This is a genomic window from Paenibacillus sp. J22P277 (assembly GCF_059383675.1).
This window is the reverse complement of record NZ_JBXENS010000003.1, coordinates 111107-128666: the sequence shown is the minus strand read 5'-3', so window position 1 is coordinate 128666 and position 17560 is coordinate 111107. Positions and strand designations below refer to the sequence as shown.

Here is a 17560-nt window from a genome sequence, read left to right as displayed (position 1 = left end):
AATAGAGGTGCAGCCATGAAACTTTTGCAAGCCTTCACGATCCCGCGCAAGCAGCTTGCGCTTTACGTCATGCTGATCGCGCCGGTCATCGTCTTGTTCGTATACGCTTATCTTCCGATGTTCGGGGTCGTGATGTCGTTCCAGCGCTTCGAGCCGAGTCTCGGGTTCCTGCACTCCGATTGGGTCGGATTCGATAACTTCCGCCGCCTCATGTACATTCCGGACGTGAAGCAGGTCGTCCTTAACACGCTGTTCATCGCCGCGATGAAGATCGTCGTCGAGACGCTCGCGGCCATCGTCGTCGCGATCCTGCTGAACGAGATCATCTCCAAGCTGTTCAGGCGCGTCGTGCAGACGATCATTTACTTCCCGTATTTTCTCTCGTGGGTCATCCTCGGCGGCATCCTGCGGGATATGCTCGCGCGCGAAGGCTTGATCAACGTGCTGCTCGGCAAGCTCGGCATCGCGCCGATCGTCTTCCTGTCGAAGGCGGCGCTGTTTCCGTTCGTGCTGGTCGGCACGGAGACCTGGCAGGTGACCGGCTTCGGGACGATCGTCTTCCTGGCCGCCATCACGACCATCGATCCGACGCTGTACGAGGCGGCGGTCATGGACGGGGCGAGCCGCTTCAAGCAGATCCTCCACATTACGATTCCCGGCATCAAATCGACGATCATCCTCATGATGACGCTCAGCATGGGGTACATCCTGAACGCCGGCTTCGAGCAGGTGCTCATGCTCTACAGTCCGCTCGTCTACTCGACCGGCGACGTCATCGATACGTGGGTGTACCGGATGGGGCTGCAGCAATCGCAATATTCCCTCGCGTCGGCGATCGGGTTGTTCCGGTCGGTCGTCAGCCTGCTGCTGATCTCGATCTCCTACTACGTCGCGCGCAAGGTATCGGATCATCGGATCTTTTAGGAAAGGAAGGCGAGGACAATCATGCCGGATCGTTCGATAGGAAGACGCGTGTTCACGTCGCTAAACGGGCTGCTGTTCATCCTTTTCTCGCTGAGCTGCGTGGTGCCGATGATCCATGTGCTGTCGGTATCGCTGAGCGCGAGCAGCGCGGTCAACGCCGGCGACGTGACGATTTGGCCGGTCAAGCCGACGTTCAAGTCGTACGAATACATTTTGAACAAATCGGAATACTGGACCGCGATGGCCGTATCGCTCGAGCGCGTCGTGCTCGGCACGGCCGTCAGCATGCTGCTGACGATCCTGATCGCCTATCCGTTGTCCAAGAACAAGGCATCCTTCAAGCACCAGTCGACCTTCGCCTGGTACCTTGTCGTGACGATGCTGTTCTCCGGCGGGCTCGTGCCGTCGTTCATGATCGTCAAGTACACGGGCATCCTCGATTCCATGTGGGCGCTCGTGCTGCCCGGCGCGGTCTCGGTGTTCAACGTGCTGCTGCTTTCGAATTTCTTTCGCAATATTCCGCGTGAGATCGAGGAATCGGCCTTCATGGACGGAGCCGGGCATTTCCGGATTCTGGGGCAGCTGTACCTCGCGTTGTCGATGCCGATCATCGCGACGCTGATCGTGTTCATCGCGGTCGGCCATTGGAACGCCTGGTTCGACGGCTTGATCTACATGAACAACCAGAAGCATTATCCGCTGCAATCCTACCTGCAGACGATCCTCGTGCAGTCGAATTCCGTAGTGATGACGCAGCAGTACGCGAAGCTGATGAGCATGGTGTCCGACCGCACGATCAAGTCGGCGCAGGTGTTCGTCGCGTCGATTCCGATTCTGTGCGTGTACCCGTTTCTGCAGAAATATTTTATCTCGGGCATCATGCTCGGGTCCGTGAAGGAATGACGGTCGGCTCGAACGGCTGGGCGGATCCTGCCATGCCGCGCAAATAAGCGCCTGAATGCCGGGAACAAGCCGAGCCGCGCAAACATGCGTACTGGTACGACGCGCAAGTTACTTGGCCGAGCCAAAAGACAATCCAGCCGAACGCCGCCGCGCCGCCCGCGGGCGGCGTTTTTTTCGTCCGATTTCCTCTGCCCGCGGAGAAATTGTTTTGATACAATGGAACAGTAATTATTTTCCACGGGAGAGGTAGTGTATTCATGAACAGCCGGCGCGTTGCTTACGAGGATTTCAAAGGAAAATTGCAAACGGGGGACCTGCTGCTCTGCCACGGCATCTTTCCGGAGGCGATTCAAGTGGAGGCGGTAGAAGGCGCGCCTTGGTCGCATATCGGCATGGTCGTCAGGCTGCCGGGCGTAGAAGAGCCGCTGTTCTGGGAATCGACCACGACGCAGACCATCCCGGACGTGGAGCTGCACCGCATCAAGACCGGCCCGATGCTCGTATCGCTGCGCGACCGCATCTCGACGGACGTTTCCGAGCAGTACGATGCGTTGTTCGCCTTCCGCCTGCTCGAGGGGGAACGCGGCGCCGATACGGCGGAGAAGCTGCAGGCGTTTATCGAAGAGGTTCACGGGGCGTCCTTTCCGTCGCTCGAACGAATGGCCTTCGAACTGCTGGAGGGGAAGCTCTTCCGCGCGCAAGCGGGGTATGCCAGCTTTTTCTGCAGCGAGCTCGTAGCGGAAACCTACATGCGGCTCGGCATCATGGATCGGACGGTGCCTTCCAACGGTTACCGGCCCGTCGACTTCTCCGACCGCACGAACCTGCCGCTGAGCGGAGGTTATCGGTTAAGCGACGAGCTGCTATATCTGAACGATGTCTAGACCGCTTCGACTCCTGTCGCTGCTCGTTCTCATCGCGATCGCGCTGGCAGGCTGCAGCGCGGCCGCGGCGGGCGGGGGAGCCGATAACGCGCCGCGCGCGGTTGCCGGCGCATTGGATTTGTCGGACTGGGATTCGCGGCAAGACGGGCCGGTGTCCTTGAAAGGCGAGTGGGCGTTCTACTGGTCGAAGCTGCTGACGCCGGACGATTTTCGGGGACCCGAGGTTCCCGATCCGACCGGTTATTTCGCGTCTCCCGGCTACTGGAACCGCCACGCCGTAAGCGGCCGGAACTTTCCGGCCGACGGCTACGCGACGCTGCGGCTGCAGGTTCGCGTCAAGCCGGGAGACGGCGTGCTCTCGCTCAAGGCGGCGAATCTGTTCACCGCCTACCGGATCTGGGTGAACGGCGAGCCCGTCGCTTCCGCGGGAACGGTCGGCACCGATTCGGGGAGCGCGGTCGCGCGGCAAATCGTGCAGACGGCGCCGCTGCGCATCGCTTCGGGGGAGGATCTGCTGGACATCGTCGTGCAGCTGTCGAACTACAGTTATACCAAGAGCGGCCTTCAAAACAACATCCAGCTCGGATCTGCGGCGGGCATCGAATCGCTGTACAGGCGCAGCATGGAAGGGACGTTCATCGCCTTCGGCGCCTGCACCATCATGGCGCTTTATCATCTGGTGCTGTACATGCTGCGCCGGCGCGAGCGCTCCGCGCTGTACCTGGGCATCTTCTCGCTGCTCGTGGCGGTGCGCATTCTCTTCGTGAACGACAGGTACATCTATAACTGGTTTCCGAACCTGAATTGGCAGCTGTTCTGCAAGGTGCCGTACGCCGTCTTTTTCTTCGGGCTCATCCTGATCGTCATGTTCGTGCGGACGCTGTATCCGCGCTACTTCGACAGACGGGTCGCGACCGTGACGCAAGCGGCGGGCGGTGCCGCGACGCTCTTCTGCCTGTTGACGCCGCAGCGGTGGTACGACAAGATCCTGATTCCGTTCGAGCTGTTCACCTGCGCGCTCATCGCCTACACCTTGTACGTGCTGCTGCGGGCGATGCGCGACCGGCAGGCGGGCACGCTGGTCTTCCTGATCGGGTATGCCGGGCTCGCAGGAACGATCATGCACGACTTCCTGTACATGAGCGAGAAGACGCATCTCGGTTCGCTGGCGCCGTACGGCTTGCTCGTGTTCATCGTTATGCAATCGCTCATTCTGGCGGGCCGGTTCGTCCGCGCCTTCGCGTCCGTCGAGCAATTATCCAGTCGGCTGCTCGCGATGGATAAGCTCAAGGACGAGTTTCTGGCGCAGACCTCCCATGAACTGCGGACGCCGCTGCACGGCATGATCGGGCTGTCCGAGTCGCTGATCGACGGCGTGGCCGGTCCGCTGCCGCGGCAAGCGGTCGACAATCTGCAGCTGGTCGTCGCAAGCGGGCGACGGCTCGCCACGCTCGTGGGCGACGTGCTCGATTACGCCCGGCTTGAGCATAAGGAACTGACCCTGCACCGGACGGAGATCGATCTGCGCACCGCCGTCGACGCCGTTCTCCGATTGAACGGGCCGCTCCTGCGCGGGAAGAAGGTCGATCTCGTCAACGAGGTGCCGGAGGACCTGACGGTGCTGGCGGACGAGAACCGGCTCCAGCAAATCCTGCACAATCTGATCGGCAACGCGGTCAAGTTCACTGAAGAAGGCAGCATCGCGGTAACCGCCGAGGCAAGCGCGGGGGAAGCGGAAATCCGGGTGACGGATACGGGAACCGGCATAACCGAGCCGCTCCGCGAACGGGTATTCGAAGCTTACGAGCAGGGCGAGGGCGCCGCGCATCAGGGCACCGGGCTCGGCTTGGCCGTGACGAAGAAGCTCGTAGAGCTGCACGGCGGCGCCGTATTCGCGGAATCTCCACTTGGCGGCGGAACGCGCATCGTCTTTACGCTGCCGAGAGCGGCCCGCTTTCCCGCGGGGCTTCCGCGCGCGCCGGTTGCCGCGATCCGCCTTGAAGAAGCCGCGAGCGGCTTCTTTGCCAGTGCCGATTCGTCGCCGGCCGACCGGGAAGCGGCGGGGATGGCCCTGGCCGATTCGTCCGAACCGGCAGAGACTTCAGCACGGACAGAACCGGCAGAACGCACAAAAACGGCGGGGCGCATCCTGATCGTGGATGACGAAGCGGTGAATCTTCAGGTGCTGCGCAACCAGCTGACGATGGCCGGCTATGCCGTGACGGAGGCTGCCGATCCCGCCGAGGCGCTGCGGCTCATCGAAGCCGAGGGCAAGCCGGATCTGGCCGTGCTCGACGTCATGCTGCCGAGAATGTCCGGCTTCGAATTATGCGCCCGCATTCGCGAGTCGTATTCGGCGATCGAGCTGCCGGTTATTTTCCTGACCGCGAAGCCGCTCGACATCGATCTCGTCGAAGGCTTCGGCGCGGGCGGCAACGATTACTTGACGAAGCCGGTCGTCAAGCGCGAGCTGCTGGCGCGCATCCGGCTGCATCTGCAGCTCGCGCAATGGAACCAATCGCTGGAGCAGCGGGTGAAAGAGCGGACCGAGCAGCTCGAGGAGACCCTTGCTTCGCTGACGCAGGCGAGAAGCCGGCTCCTGCAATCGGAGAAGCTCGCCTCGCTCGGCGGGCTCGTCGCCGGCGTCGCGCATGAGATCAACAGCCCGATCGGGATCGGCGTAACCGCGTCCTCCCACTTGGTGGAGCGATCGAAAGCGCTGCTGGCGCGGTACTCCGAGGGGCTGCTCCGGCGCAGCGAGCTGGAAGCGTTCTTCGCCGAATGCGGGGAGACGGCGTCGATTCTGCTCGGCAACTTGCAGCGCACGGAGAAGTTGATCGCCAGCTTCAAGCAGGTGGCCGCGGACCAGTCGTTCGAGGAACGGCGCCCGTTCCGCGTGAAAGCGTATCTGGAGGAAATTCTGATCACCTTGTCGCCCAAGCTAAAGCAAACCCGCCACGAGATCGCGCTGATCGCGGACGACGGGCTGGAGGTGCGCGGTTACCCGGGCGCGCTGTACCAGATCGTGACGAACCTGGTGCTGAATTCGCTGCTGCACGCCTTCGACGAATTCCAGGCCGGGCATATCGTCATCCGGGCGGAATCCGACGGACGCTCGCTGATCGTCACGTTCTCGGACGACGGCCGGGGCATCGAGCCCGGCCTGCTGCCCCGGATCTTCGATCCCTTCGTCACGACGAAGCGGGGGCAGGGGGGCACCGGTCTCGGGCTCAGCGTCGTGTATAACCTGGTCGTGCAAAAGTGGGCCGGAACGATTGTATGCGACAGCGTCGCGGGCCACGGAACGGCTTTTCAGATGGCGCTGCCGCTGCAAAGCGCGGAATTGGAGGGAGCAGGATGAACGATACGATAGACTTGTCATCGGATTTGGTGCAATTGGCGAACGACGATCCCGTCGACGCTGCGGATATGCGCTCCTGGAAGTTTCTCATCGTCGACGACGACCGGGATATTCATAAGGTGACGAAGCTGGTGCTGGAAGGCCACGCGTTCGAGGAGCGCAAATTGCATTTCTTGAGCGCTTACTCCGCCGGCGAAGCGATTCTCCTGCTCGAACGGCATCCGGACATCGCCGTCGTGCTGCTCGACGTGGTCATGGAGACGGACGATGCCGGTCTCGCGCTCGTTAGGCACGTGCGCGGCGCGATGGGCAATTCGCTCGTCCGAATTATCCTGCGGACCGGGCAGCCCGGGCAAGCGCCGGAGCATACGGTCATCCGCGATTACGATATCAGCGATTACAAGGAAAAGACGGAACTGACCAGCACCAAGCTGTACAGCGCCGTCTATGCCTCGATTCGCACGTACCAGCACTTAAGCGGCGTCATCGCCGCCAAGGAAACGCTGGAGCAGCGGGTTCGCGAGCGGACGGAGGAGCTGGAGGCGCGGGCGAAGGAGCTTCAGGCATCCATCCGGCAGGCCTACGAAGCGATGATGGAGGTCTCGGTCCTCGAAGAACGCAACCGTATCGCGCGGGACATCCATAATGTCGTCGGCCATACGCTTACCGCGGCCGTCGTCCAGCTGGAAGCGGGCAAATTATTGATCGACGTCGACGCATCCCGCGCCGCGTCCAAAATGGAGCTGGCGGGGCAGCTCGTCCGCAAGGGCTTGAACGAAATCCGCAGCTCCGTCCATCAGCTGGCGGAAGAGCGGGAGACGATCGATTTGCGCGAGGATGTAGAGCGGATCGTCCGGGAGACGGTTGCGCACGCGGGCGTCGACATCGACTGCAGCATAGGGCCGCTGCCCAAGCTGACGTTCTTTCAGATCAAGCTGATCTGCCACGCGCTGCAGGAAGGGCTGACGAACGGCATTCGGCACGGACGAAGCTCCCGCTTCCATTTCGAGCTCGGGTTGCTGGACAGCCTGATCGCGTTCACCTTGCGCAATAACGGGTCCGCGCCGCCCGGCGTTCGTTTCGGGTTCGGCCTTGGCGCGCTGCGGGATCAGGTGGAGCTCGCGCACGGCACGCTCGCCCTGCAAGCGGCGGCGGAGACCGGCATGGAGCTGCGCATCCTGCTGCCGGTGCCGCATACGGAGACGGGAGCATGACGGCGCTGCGCATCGTAATCGCCGACGACCAAGCGCTCATGCGGGACGGCCTGCAGACGATCCTGGAGCTTCAGCCGGACCTGGAGGTGGTCGGCACGGCCGAGAACGGGCAGCAGGCGCTCGAAGCCGTCCGCGCCCGGAAGCCGGATCTGATCCTCCTCGACATCCAGATGCCGGTCATGAACGGGATCGAATGCACGCGGCGGATCAAGGAAGAGGCGCCCGGGACGGTCGTGCTGCTGCTGTCTACCTTCGCCGAGGATAAGTACATCATGGACGGCCTGTCGCAAGGCGCGAGCGGATATCTCCTGAAGGACATGGAGGGCGCGCGGCTCGTGGAGGCGATCCGGGACGCCGCCGCCGGGAAATTGATGATGCCGGCCGTCATCGCCGCGAAGCTGGCGGCCAATCTGACGCGGTTGTCGGCGGCGGCGGAGCCGCGGGACGGCGCGTCCCATGCGCTTCGCCGCGAGATCCGCTTGACCGAACGCGAAGCGGAGGTCTCGCGGCTCATGCTGCAGGGGCTGTCCAACAAGCAAATCGCCAAATCGCTCTATATGCACGAAGGCACCGTGCGCAATTACGTCAGCGTCATCTATTCCAAAATCGGCGTCAGCGACCGGGCCAAGGCGCTGCTCGCGCTGAAGGAACTGCCATCGTTCTAATCATTCCGCCGACCCTTAGGGGTCGGTTTTTTTGTCATATGACAAAAACGATGACGGCCGTAACTGCCGTCATGACTGTCATTCCCGGTATAACTGTATACAGAAAGACCATCACATTCGCGCAAGAGGAGAAAGGAGGAGCGTCAATGGGAAAAGGACTCGATACGACGGTCAACTGCCATTCGCTCGCCGCTGCCATCAAGGAAGCGGGGTATGACTTTGTGTGCAGGTACTACAACCGGAACAATCCGGGCAAGAACCTGACCGCCGCGGAGGCGGCCGCGCTGTCGAATGCCGGCCTGCGCATCGTCGCGGTCTGGGAAAACGGGTATCCGACGTCGCGGGCGTATTTCTCTTACGAGGCCGGCAAGAAGGACGGACTCGACGCTCACCGTTGCGCCAGGTCCATCGGGCAGCCGGCGAAGACGCCGATTTACTTCGCCGTCGATTACGATGCATCGGCGGAAGACTTGGCTGGCGGCGTCGGCGCGTACATGCGGGGGATCGTCGATGCATTCCGGGCCGAAGCGGCAACGGGCGGGGAATACGAGATCGGCATTTACGGCTCGGGCAGGACCTGCCGGCACATGCGGGATGCGTATCCGGGCATTCGCTATGCGTGGCTGGCCGAATCGCGGGGCTGGGGCGGATACGACGCGTTCGGCGATTGGAGCATCAAGCAGCTGTCCGGCGCGACGGTGGCGGGCATCCCCGTGGACACGAACGTCAGCTCCGGCGACGGCGGCGGCTTCCAAGTGAAAGGAGCGTGACGGACGGATGGCGCAATTGCGGCTCGCGCCGCTGCCGAGAACGATCGGCCTGACCGGATTCGCCGGCCTGCTGGGCATCCTGGCGCTGCTGCTCGCGCTTCCCGGCTTGCTCGTGCACGCCAATCTGACGAAGCCGGCGGCGAAAGAGCTCGTCATCGCGCTCGACCGGGAGCTGTACGGCAAGGAACTGACGATGCGGGACCTCTCGGATGCGAGCGTCATGAAGACCGAGCTGAACCGCATCCTGGCCGGCGTCCAAGACGGCGCGAAGCCGCCGGTATCGGACGAAGCGCTTCGTCAGGCGGCCGCCCTCGGCGAGCATGCCAGCGCCGGGCAGGGCGCCTTGTGGATCGCGGCGCTCGTCCTCATGGGCTGCTTCTTCATGATCGTCAGCCTGCGGGTGACCGGGAGACCGTTCGGGCTTCTCGTGAACGAACGCAATCTGATCAGCCTGTCGCGATTTCAGACGGTGCTCTGGACGCTCGTGCTGCTGTCCGCTTACTACACGGCCGCTTCGCTGCGCATCTACGGACTGCAGGATATCGAGAACGCCCTCGATATCGCGATGGATTGGCATCTGTGGGCGCTCATGGGCATCAGCTTCACGTCGCTCGTCGCGACGCCCCTCATTCATACGACGAAGCAGATCAAGACGATCGACCCGGACGAAGCCGATAAACTGCAGCCCGCGGACGTGGAAGGCAGCGACGGCATCCTGTTCGCCAATCCGAGCTTCGCCGACGCTTCCTGGACCGACATGTTCGAGGGAGAAGAAGTGAAGAACGCGAGGTACGTCGATCTTGCGAAGCTGCAAATGTTCTTTTTTACCGTCATAGCCGCGCTTAGCTATGCCGCGCTGCTGCTGCAAATGTTCGGCAGCCGGGCGCCCGGCGAGATCGCGGCCTTCCCGGCCGTCAGCGAAGGATTGCTGGCGCTGCTCGGCATCAGCCATGCAGGCTACCTGACGAGCAAGACGATCGACCGCACGAAGAGTACCCAATCACCATAATCAGAGGAGAGATAACGATGAGCGACAGCAAAAACACGCTAACCGATTTCGATCTTAGTTTGGCGCTTTCCCAGAAAGCGATCAACAGCCAAATGGCCTATGCATGGAAGGCGTGGAAACGACGGAAGCAGCTGGACGAAACGCTGTCCGTCTATCCGAAGAAAGAAGACGGCACGACGTCCAAATTCGGCATGACGGCGGTCATTGCCCCGCTTGACGTCAGTCTGAACGTGGCGGACGGGAAGCTCGGCCAAGTGAAAGTGACCCTGACGCTGCAATCGGGCAACGTTCATTATTACGACGAAGACGAAGAGGAGACCGGCGATCAGGCGATCGCGGACTGGCGCGTCTCGTTCCTTACCGATCTGGACAAAAAGCCGGTCGACCTGAAGACGCTCGCGCTGATCGACGCCGACGCGCACCAGGCGGCGCAGCAGACGATCGACGCCAGCGGACTGCCGGAGGACGTGTTCTCGATCGAGTACTTATTCATGAAATTGACGGAAGTGGATCTGCTGCTGTCGGACAACAAGGACGTAGCTATCCCGGACGGCGTGTCGAAGCATGCCCGGACCAAAGCGCTCAGCTGCCTCAACCTCCTGCTTCAGGGCGATCTGGGCGATTACATGCTCGGTACGGTCGTGCGGCGCAACACGACGCATCAAACGCCGACGTTCGCGATGACGGATTTCGTCTTCGACGTGCACGCCGATTGGCAGGCTGCGGATGCCGCGACGCTCAGTTATCTCGGCATGTTCTCGGGCAGAAGCCTTCCCGCCGACATCAACGCGGCCAGGATCAAACTGGCGGACGGTTGGATCGATCCGGCGATGATCGACGGGACGAAAGGACTCGTGTCCGGCTTGATGGCGATCCGCAAGGAAGTGTTTCTGGACAATTACCTGATGCCGCAGTTCAAGCGGGCGCTCGGTTCCGATCCCGTCGTCGACGGGTTGAAGCGGCGGTTCGTATTCGAGGATTCCGGCAGCCATACGAACCGGGATCTCGTGGACCGGAAAGTGGTGCAGACCCGCAGCTACCTGCTCGAGATCGCCATCGTCCCCGGCGCGAACCGCCTCGACATCTCGGGCAGTATCGACGGATCGTTCACGTATACCGAGCATACGCTCGGCCCGCTCGGCACGGAGACGGCCCGCCTGGAAGCGGCGGGGTACCGGCCGATCAGCGGCGCCGTCACGCTTACGGCGCGGGGCGGGACGAAGGATTTCACGGTGGATTCGCAGTTGAATTACGGCATCGGCGACTTCAAGCAGACGAAGGACGATGCCAGCGGCTTCGGCGTCGTCGAGAACGGCGTATCGTGGATACCGAAGATTCTCGGGATTAACGGCGGCACGATGCTGGAGATGCTCGGCAATATCGTGACCGACAAGGTGGACGCCATGAATGCCGCATTGCAGAACGCGCTGGGCCACATCGCGGTCGATCTGTCCCAAAGCCACTTTATTCCGCCGGGCGGCGGCGTGTTCTCGTTCCAGAATCTGCGGTTCTCCGACCAGACGGGCGACATGCTGCTCGATGTGATCTATCAGGCGCCGTGAACGCAAGGTGCGGGCAACAAGCTTGAAACAGTTTGAAACCTATAAAAGCTTGCAATCGAAAGGGGAATGACCATGAACCAACCGCGAGTGGCGCGTTTCAATGCGAAGGATACGTCAGGCAATCCGGTGCAGTTTACCGTCTCGAACGACATTATCGATCATATGGAGGCCGCCCGGACGTTCGGCCTCGAGGATCTGGCCGACCCGTCCGCGCACGGCAGGTTTCAGCGGCGCGTCATCGCGATGCCCGACCGCAGGTCCGGCATCGTCACGCCGATGGTGCTGACGATCGGCAATCAGAACGGACTTTACCTCGTCCGCAAGGACGGGAACGCGGAAGGCGGCTGGAGTCGGACCGATCTCGGCGCCGCGCTCGCTTCCGCGGTCGGCGGCCCGCCGCAAGTGCGCGCCGTCGGGGCCGGCTGGACGGACGACGACCGCATGACGGTCGCCGTCGCGGTCGATGCCGGACCCGGCCAGACGCAAAGCCGCGTCTTCGTGGCTTACGACGTAGCCAGCGCGAACGGCGACTGGACCAAGCTCGCCTGGGCCGATTGCGGCACGAGGGAGAGCGTCCGCGTCGAAGGCATCCGCGTGCTGGACGAGGGCGACGGCACGTGGACCGTCGCGCTTGCGGGAAGCAGCGGCCCGAACGAAGCCGTCTATCTGCTGCGCAGCGGCAGAGCGGCCTCGTTCCCGGGAGCGCTCGTCTTCAATCCTGCCGTGACCTTGGAGGAAATCCTCGATTTCGAAGCCGGCGTCCACCCGACGTACGGCGGCGGGCTTCTCGTGCTGGGCACGGGCGGCGGCGACCGGGTGCTCGCCTTCCGGCCTTTTCCCGACTACGACGACGCCGGCAAGCCGACCACGATTCCGCCGGTCGTCGGACTTCCGTGTCCGGCAGGCGCCAACGTGATCGAGACCGGAACCACGACGGAGAACGGCACGAACGTCTATATCGGGGGACAGGGGCTGCAGCTCATCGCGGCCGAAGAGCTGGACAACGCCGACGATGCGCAGGTGGCGCCGATCGTCGATGCCGCGGCCGCGGCGAACGTCCGGGACGTCATCGTCGGCGAAGCCGCGGACGGCAGCGTCTCCGTTTGGGCGCTGCTGCAGAACGGAGACTTGATCGTCGCGAAAAGGCCGAACGCGGGCGCGGATTGGACGCCGTCGCTCCGGCTGAGAAGCGGCGTGCAGGAGATCGCGCCCGTCCCCGGCGACGGCCATGCAACGACCTCGATATTGGCCGTGTATGCCGACGCCCATGCCGGATACGTCTGGCAAGACGCGGCGACCGGCGTCTGGCAGGAGACGACGCTGCACGTAGCCGATCCGGAGGGCATGATGCAAACGACCTGCTACGGCACGTCGCTTCGCATCCTGGGCGACGGAGTAGCGCCCAAGCAGGCAGTGAAAGTGTCGGTCGCGGCGTCGGTGCTCTCGAGCGTCTCTTTGAATGGCAGTGCCGTGCTTATCGGACCCGGCGCCGCCGTCGAGGCGGACACCGACTTGAACGGCGGTATCCTCCTGTTCAACCGGGTCCGTTCGTTGACGCCGGCCGTCTACCGGTTCACGGTGGACGGGATCGACGGGCATATCGACGTTAACCCGGCTTCCGGCGTATTCGACCGGTTCAAGACGATGACCGGCGACGAGCTTCGCGGCGCGACGGTGAGCACGCCGAACGGCGAGCAGCCGCTGCTGCCGGATAACTTCCGTTCCGGCGCGGACCGGGATCAAGTCGACGCGGTGGCGGCTTCGCTCAATCAGGCGGCCGGCATCGCCTTCTCCTCGGACGGTGCGGCTCCGGACGTACGGACGGTGCCGGCGAATGCGCCTTACAGCTCGGCGCTGCGGGCCGATGCGCTGCCGGATTCGTTTCGTTGGGGCATTCAAGCCGACGGAAACGGCGTGCGGGCCATGCAAGGAGACGCGTTGTCGAAGCTCATCGGAGCTGCGGAGAGCGCGGAGCATTTCTTCGTCAACCTGGGCCACACGATCGCCGATTTCTTCGAGGGCATCGGAGAGAAGGCCAAGGAAGGCCTGACCTTCGTGCTGCACAAGGCGGAAGGGGCATTCCGGTTCGTGTGCGCCATAGGCGACAAGATCAAGAAATTCGTGCTTTCCACGCTCGAGGAGGCCGGCGCTTTCTTCAAATGGCTCTGGACGCAGGTGAAAACCGGCTTGGAACGGCTGTGGGATTACTTGAAGTTCCTGTTCGATTGGGAAGACATCGTCCTGGTCCGCAACGCGATGGTCGAGGCGACGGACGAAGCGCTGACTTCGCTCAAGGACAAGGTGGATTTCCTGAAAACGCAGGTCGCGGGCGGCTTCGGCAAAGCGATCGCCCAGATCGAGTCATGGCGGGGAGACGGAAGCAATCTGCCGGCGAAGCCGAGCCGTCCCGGTCCGGGCCTCAGCCTCATGGACGATATCGGCCGGGCGACGGCGCCGATCCAGAAGCTGCTCGACGACGTAAGCGGCAACAGCGTCGTAGGCTGGGTTACGCAGAAGCTCGGAAAGCTCGCGGACGATATCGTGCACGTGGAGGGACCGAACCCGGCGACCGAAGCGGTCGCTGCCGCTGAGGCGTTCGTCGAGGGTTTGCTCAGCGACGAGCTGAATGATCTGATGGCCGTGTGGGGCAAATTGCAGCACGACCTCGGCCGGCTGTTCGACGGCACGATGCCGAAGGCGGGGGAGTTGAATTTCGAGACGATCAAGGCCGTGCTCGTCACGATCGGAGCGGATGTCCTGGAAGGCGTGCTGGCAGGCCTTCGCGACTTCGTGCTGCGCGCGCTCGACCTGATGCGGGATCTGATCGGCGTCGCCCGCGACGCGCTGTTCGCCAGGATCAGCTTCCCGTTCATCGAGAAGCTGGTCAAACTCGTCGCGCCGGGCGCCCATATCGATACGTCGTTCCGGATGATCGACGGCGTCATGATGCTGACCGCCATTCCGGCCACGATCGCCTACAAGCTTATGCTCGGCGAGGCGCCGTTCAAGAAAGGCGACGTCATTCCGTTCTCGTTCGGCAGCGTCACGGTCCAATCCGGCGTCGACGGGCTGCGCAAATTTTCGTGGGCGGGAGGCCTGGCCGGGTCGTTCATGAGCATGATCATCGCGGGTTACCAAGCCTTCACGCAGGCCAGCGTCGCGACGAAAGGCGGCAAATCGGAGCCGGCCAAAGCCTGGCAGCTCTGGCTCGGGGCGGGCTTCGGCGCCATCGGCGTCGCCGCGGAAGCGTTCGGCATGCACGTGAACAAAGGCGAAGACGTGTCGGCGCTGGAGTGGACGATGCTGGCGCTCTCCGGGGTGCTGTCGGTCAAATCGGTGGCGCTGCTGCTCGCGGAGAACAAGAGCGGCGCCGATGCCGACAAGCTGCGCAAGGTCAGCTCCGGTATCGACGTCGTCGGCAATGTCGTGCATTTCATCCTGCGCACGGCCGTATTCGGCAAAGTCATCGACGAGGACGTCAAGGCGAACACGCCGGAAGCGAACGACGAGAAGACGACGGAATCGCTCGCCTGGATCGAGAGCTTGTTCGATCATGCCGGCTCCGCGCTCATCTCCGCCGCGGATTTGGACGACGACGAGGAAACGAAGGCGATCCTGCTCGCTTTCGGCGGAGGCGGCAAAGGTCTTGCCTTCGTGCTGGACTTGATCCGCGTCCCGATCACGGCCCAGAAGGAGCAGCTGCTGACCAATTAATCGGCGGCGAGGTCGCGCGGATCGACGGCCGGCCAGCGGAGACCGTCGGCGTCCGCGACTTCCCGCCGGATACGGCGCAGCCGATCGACCAACGCATCGACCGATTCTCCCGGGAACGATTGCCGCAGCGCGGCTAAGCATCCGGCGACGACCGCGGCCGCGCCGCTCGTCTCGCCGGGCTCGCCCGGCAGGGCGAAGAAGGTCGTGCTGCATCCGGTAAGCAGACTGGCATGAAGGCGCTGGCTCGCGTTCGCGAGCATGGCGCCTTCTTCGCGGCCGGCCAGCGCGCCGGCGCTGACGGCTTCGCGGATGATCGCGGGCCACGCCATGCCGTGCCGGCTGCGGGCGCGATGCTCCGGGTACCAATTGCCGGCCGCGGCAGCCGTCGGGACGCCCGCATCGCGCAGCTCCGCGATCAGCCGCTGCACCGACGTGCCGCGCAGCGTCTCGTCCGAGACGCGGTGGCTCGAATCGGCAAATGCCGCGCAGACGACGCCGATCTCGAACTCTTCCCGGCGCGCCGAGATCCAAGAGAAAGCCGATTCGATGAGGGAGACGTCGCGCAGCACGCCGCGCCGGTTCATCGTCTTGACGGGCAGGAGCCGGACATCGGGAGCGATTCGCAGGATCGTGGACGCCACGGCGGTGCCGTGCCCGGCCGGATCGCCCGTGGCGGCGATATCCCCGTCGCCGCTGAGGTTCACGCCCGGCAGGAGAACGGTTCCGGACGGCAGCCGGTCCGGATCGATCCCGGAGTCGACGACAGCGACGACGGTACCCGCAGCGGAGCTTATTGCGTGGTAGTTAACATCGTTAAACAAAGAGGAACGACATCCTTTCGCACAAGACTACGGAATTGATTTCGAGACGAAGCCGGCGAATCCTTCACGAACCTTCGAGCCGTCCGAGTATCCCGCGACCGTCATTCGGCGGATAAGCAGCGTAATGGCGCCGAGAGAACTGAGCTAGCTTAATTACAAACGAAAATCCCCCATAAGCGGCACCTGCAGTCTTGTTCTGCACGTGTCTGCTTGAAAGGGGATTCTAACTGATTCCGAACCGTCCGGTTAATACTCCGTCATCGGCATGCTCGTATTCATGGCTTATCGACTCTCTAAAGCGATCTCGGCTTCCCTTACGGCAGTTCGATCGACTTCCCGATCGCGCTCATCGTCTTCTCGCCCATGAGGCCGAGACGCCAGAAGGCGACGCCCTTGAGGCCGTATCGTTTGGCGAGCCCGATCTTGCCCGCGACGGTCCGGTCGGTCTCGCTGCCCATCGAGATGCCGAGCACCAGCTTGGATTTCGGCACGGCGTTCGCCGCGAGGCGAATCGCCTCGTCGATGCGGTTCAGCGGCTCGGGTCCGCTCTCGTACGAGTATTCGTAGGCCATGATGATGATTTCGTCCGCGTAGGCGCTCAGCTGCTTGTAATCGTACCCGCGATAGGAGCTGTTAAGGGGATGGAGGGCCAGCGTCAGCTTCAGATTCGCGGCCTGCGCGCGCTGATCCAGCTTTTTCACGAAAGCCGTGAACGACTGCTGGATCGCCGGCAGATCCCCGGACAGCCCAAGCCCTTCGAAATCGAGCGTGATGCCGCTGAAATGGTTGTCCGTTGCCAGCGTTACCAGCTGCTCGATGACGCTCGCCTGGAGCGCCGCGTCCTGCAGCAGCTTGGTCAACTCGCCCTTGCCGTCGGTCGCGACCGCCATCAGGTTCGGCTTGCCTCCCGCATCGACCGCATCCTGGACGATCGATTCGGGCGTCACGTCGCCCGCTGCTTGGGGCCAGAAGAAATCCTTGCCCTGCAAGGTCAGATTGCCCGTATCGTCGATGCGCGTCCATCCGAACGAGACGGCATTGAATCGCTGCACGAGCCCGACTTCCTTGTACGAGGAAATGGCGTAGAACGCCTCGGAGTACATGGGCTCGACAGGCGACGTGATCGAGACGGTCAGCGCAGCGCCGTCCCAGTTCACGGCGGCTCCGAACTGCGAGCTGAAGAAGCTGAGCGGCACGAAGACGGAGCCGCTCTTCGATATCGGCGCCACGCGCAGGAGCTGCTGCTGTCCGTTCACGGCTGCTTTCTTGTCGTTCTGGCGAAGCACGACCGTCGTCGTCGCGCCGTCGCGCGATTTGGTAGCCGTGACGGTATGCGCCTGCGCGGACCATACGACCTGGATGTTCAAGGCTTCGGCGATCGCGCGGAAAGGAACCATCGTCGTGCCCTCCGTAACGAACGGCGCGGCGGGGAAGGGAAGCGGGAAGCCGTCCAGCAGAATGCCGATCGGCTTCGGAGGAGCCGCGGCAGCCGAGGCGTTCGCGGCTCCCGTCAGTCCCGACAACAGGACCAGTGCGGAACCGGCGGCAAGCAACGAGGTACGGAGTTTCGTACCGAAAGCAATATGAGGCATCGTACATCTCCTTATGGGCAAAATGATAGAATCGCCTGCCGGGAAAGCGCAAGCGGTCTCTATTATAACGCATCGGAGGTACGCCGAGTTGCGAGATTGAGAGAATTTTCCATGCAAAGGCATCTGCGCGCATCAAGCGTC

At 62.8% G+C, this 17560-nt stretch carries 12 protein-coding genes; 10 read left to right on the top strand and 2 right to left on the bottom strand.

Annotated features, from left to right (window positions below):
- Positions 1 to 15 precede the first annotated feature (15 nt).
- The 10 genes from AC50YL_RS09610 (at position 16) to AC50YL_RS09565 (ending at position 15006) form a co-directional block, all read left to right on the top strand.
- Positions 16 to 924, top strand: coding sequence for an ABC transporter permease (locus AC50YL_RS09610; protein WP_494831419.1), 909 nt, complete (start codon positions 16 to 18; stop codon positions 922 to 924).
- 21 nt (positions 925 to 945) lie between these two features.
- Positions 946 to 1827 (top strand): carbohydrate ABC transporter permease, encoded by an 882-nt coding sequence (locus tag AC50YL_RS09605; RefSeq protein ID WP_494831417.1) that lies wholly within the window; start codon positions 946 to 948, stop codon positions 1825 to 1827.
- 257 nt (positions 1828 to 2084) lie between these two features.
- Positions 2085 to 2711: a hypothetical protein gene (locus tag AC50YL_RS09600; RefSeq protein WP_494831415.1), complete on the top strand. Its 627-nt coding sequence runs from the start codon at positions 2085 to 2087 to the stop codon at positions 2709 to 2711.
- Complete coding sequence (locus AC50YL_RS09595; RefSeq protein WP_494831413.1) at positions 2704 to 6072, top strand: ATP-binding protein; 3369 nt, start codon at positions 2704 to 2706, stop codon at positions 6070 to 6072. The genes AC50YL_RS09600 and AC50YL_RS09595 overlap by 8 nt, the downstream gene beginning before the upstream one ends.
- Positions 6069 to 7286, top strand: a complete 1218-nt coding sequence (locus AC50YL_RS09590) for an ATP-binding response regulator (RefSeq protein ID WP_494831411.1) — start codon at positions 6069 to 6071, stop codon at positions 7284 to 7286. Before AC50YL_RS09595 ends, AC50YL_RS09590 begins: the two co-directional genes overlap by 4 nt.
- Positions 7283 to 7951: a response regulator gene (locus AC50YL_RS09585; RefSeq protein WP_494831409.1), complete on the top strand. Its 669-nt coding sequence runs from the start codon at positions 7283 to 7285 to the stop codon at positions 7949 to 7951. Before AC50YL_RS09590 ends, AC50YL_RS09585 begins: the two co-directional genes overlap by 4 nt.
- A 146-nt stretch (positions 7952 to 8097) precedes the next feature.
- The gene (locus AC50YL_RS09580; RefSeq protein ID WP_494831407.1) at positions 8098 to 8721 is read left to right on the top strand and encodes a DUF1906 domain-containing protein; all 624 of its coding nucleotides are present in this window, start codon (positions 8098 to 8100) and stop codon (positions 8719 to 8721) included.
- A gap of 7 nt (positions 8722 to 8728) precedes the next feature.
- Positions 8729 to 9730 (top strand): hypothetical protein, encoded by a 1002-nt coding sequence (locus AC50YL_RS09575; RefSeq protein ID WP_494831405.1) that lies wholly within the window; start codon positions 8729 to 8731, stop codon positions 9728 to 9730.
- 17 nt (positions 9731 to 9747) lie between these two features.
- On the top strand, positions 9748 to 11292 hold the full coding sequence (locus AC50YL_RS09570) for a hypothetical protein (RefSeq protein ID WP_494831403.1): 1545 nt from the start codon (positions 9748 to 9750) through the stop codon (positions 11290 to 11292).
- Between the two features lie 72 nt (positions 11293 to 11364).
- Positions 11365 to 15006 carry a hypothetical protein gene (locus AC50YL_RS09565; RefSeq protein WP_494831401.1) on the top strand — a complete coding sequence of 1214 codons (3642 nt, stop codon included), beginning with the start codon at positions 11365 to 11367 and terminating at the stop codon, positions 15004 to 15006.
- Here AC50YL_RS09565 and AC50YL_RS09560 read toward each other — a convergent pair.
- Positions 15003 to 15827, bottom strand: a complete 825-nt coding sequence (locus AC50YL_RS09560; protein ID WP_494831399.1) for a S8/S53 family peptidase — start codon at positions 15825 to 15827, stop codon at positions 15003 to 15005. The genes AC50YL_RS09565 and AC50YL_RS09560 overlap by 4 nt on opposite strands.
- A gap of 314 nt (positions 15828 to 16141) precedes the next feature.
- Positions 16142 to 17419 (bottom strand): stalk domain-containing protein, encoded by a 1278-nt coding sequence (locus tag AC50YL_RS09555; protein ID WP_494831397.1) that lies wholly within the window; start codon positions 17417 to 17419, stop codon positions 16142 to 16144.
- Positions 17420 to 17560: the final 141 nt, after the last annotated feature.

Coding starts and splice junctions, on each gene's coding strand:
- AC50YL_RS09610 (WP_494831419.1), top strand. CDS start 16: ATGAAACTTTTGCAAGCCTTCACGATCCCGCGCAAGCAGCTTGCGCTT.
- AC50YL_RS09605 (WP_494831417.1), top strand. CDS start 946: ATGCCGGATCGTTCGATAGGAAGACGCGTGTTCACGTCGCTAAACGGG.
- AC50YL_RS09600 (WP_494831415.1), top strand. CDS start 2,085: ATGAACAGCCGGCGCGTTGCTTACGAGGATTTCAAAGGAAAATTGCAA.
- AC50YL_RS09595 (WP_494831413.1), top strand. CDS start 2,704: ATGTCTAGACCGCTTCGACTCCTGTCGCTGCTCGTTCTCATCGCGATC.
- AC50YL_RS09590 (WP_494831411.1), top strand. CDS start 6,069: ATGAACGATACGATAGACTTGTCATCGGATTTGGTGCAATTGGCGAAC.
- AC50YL_RS09585 (WP_494831409.1), top strand. CDS start 7,283: ATGACGGCGCTGCGCATCGTAATCGCCGACGACCAAGCGCTCATGCGG.
- AC50YL_RS09580 (WP_494831407.1), top strand. CDS start 8,098: ATGGGAAAAGGACTCGATACGACGGTCAACTGCCATTCGCTCGCCGCT.
- AC50YL_RS09575 (WP_494831405.1), top strand. CDS start 8,729: ATGGCGCAATTGCGGCTCGCGCCGCTGCCGAGAACGATCGGCCTGACC.
- AC50YL_RS09570 (WP_494831403.1), top strand. CDS start 9,748: ATGAGCGACAGCAAAAACACGCTAACCGATTTCGATCTTAGTTTGGCG.
- AC50YL_RS09565 (WP_494831401.1), top strand. CDS start 11,365: ATGAACCAACCGCGAGTGGCGCGTTTCAATGCGAAGGATACGTCAGGC.
- AC50YL_RS09555 (WP_494831397.1), bottom strand. CDS start 17,419: ATGCCTCATATTGCTTTCGGTACGAAACTCCGTACCTCGTTGCTTGCC.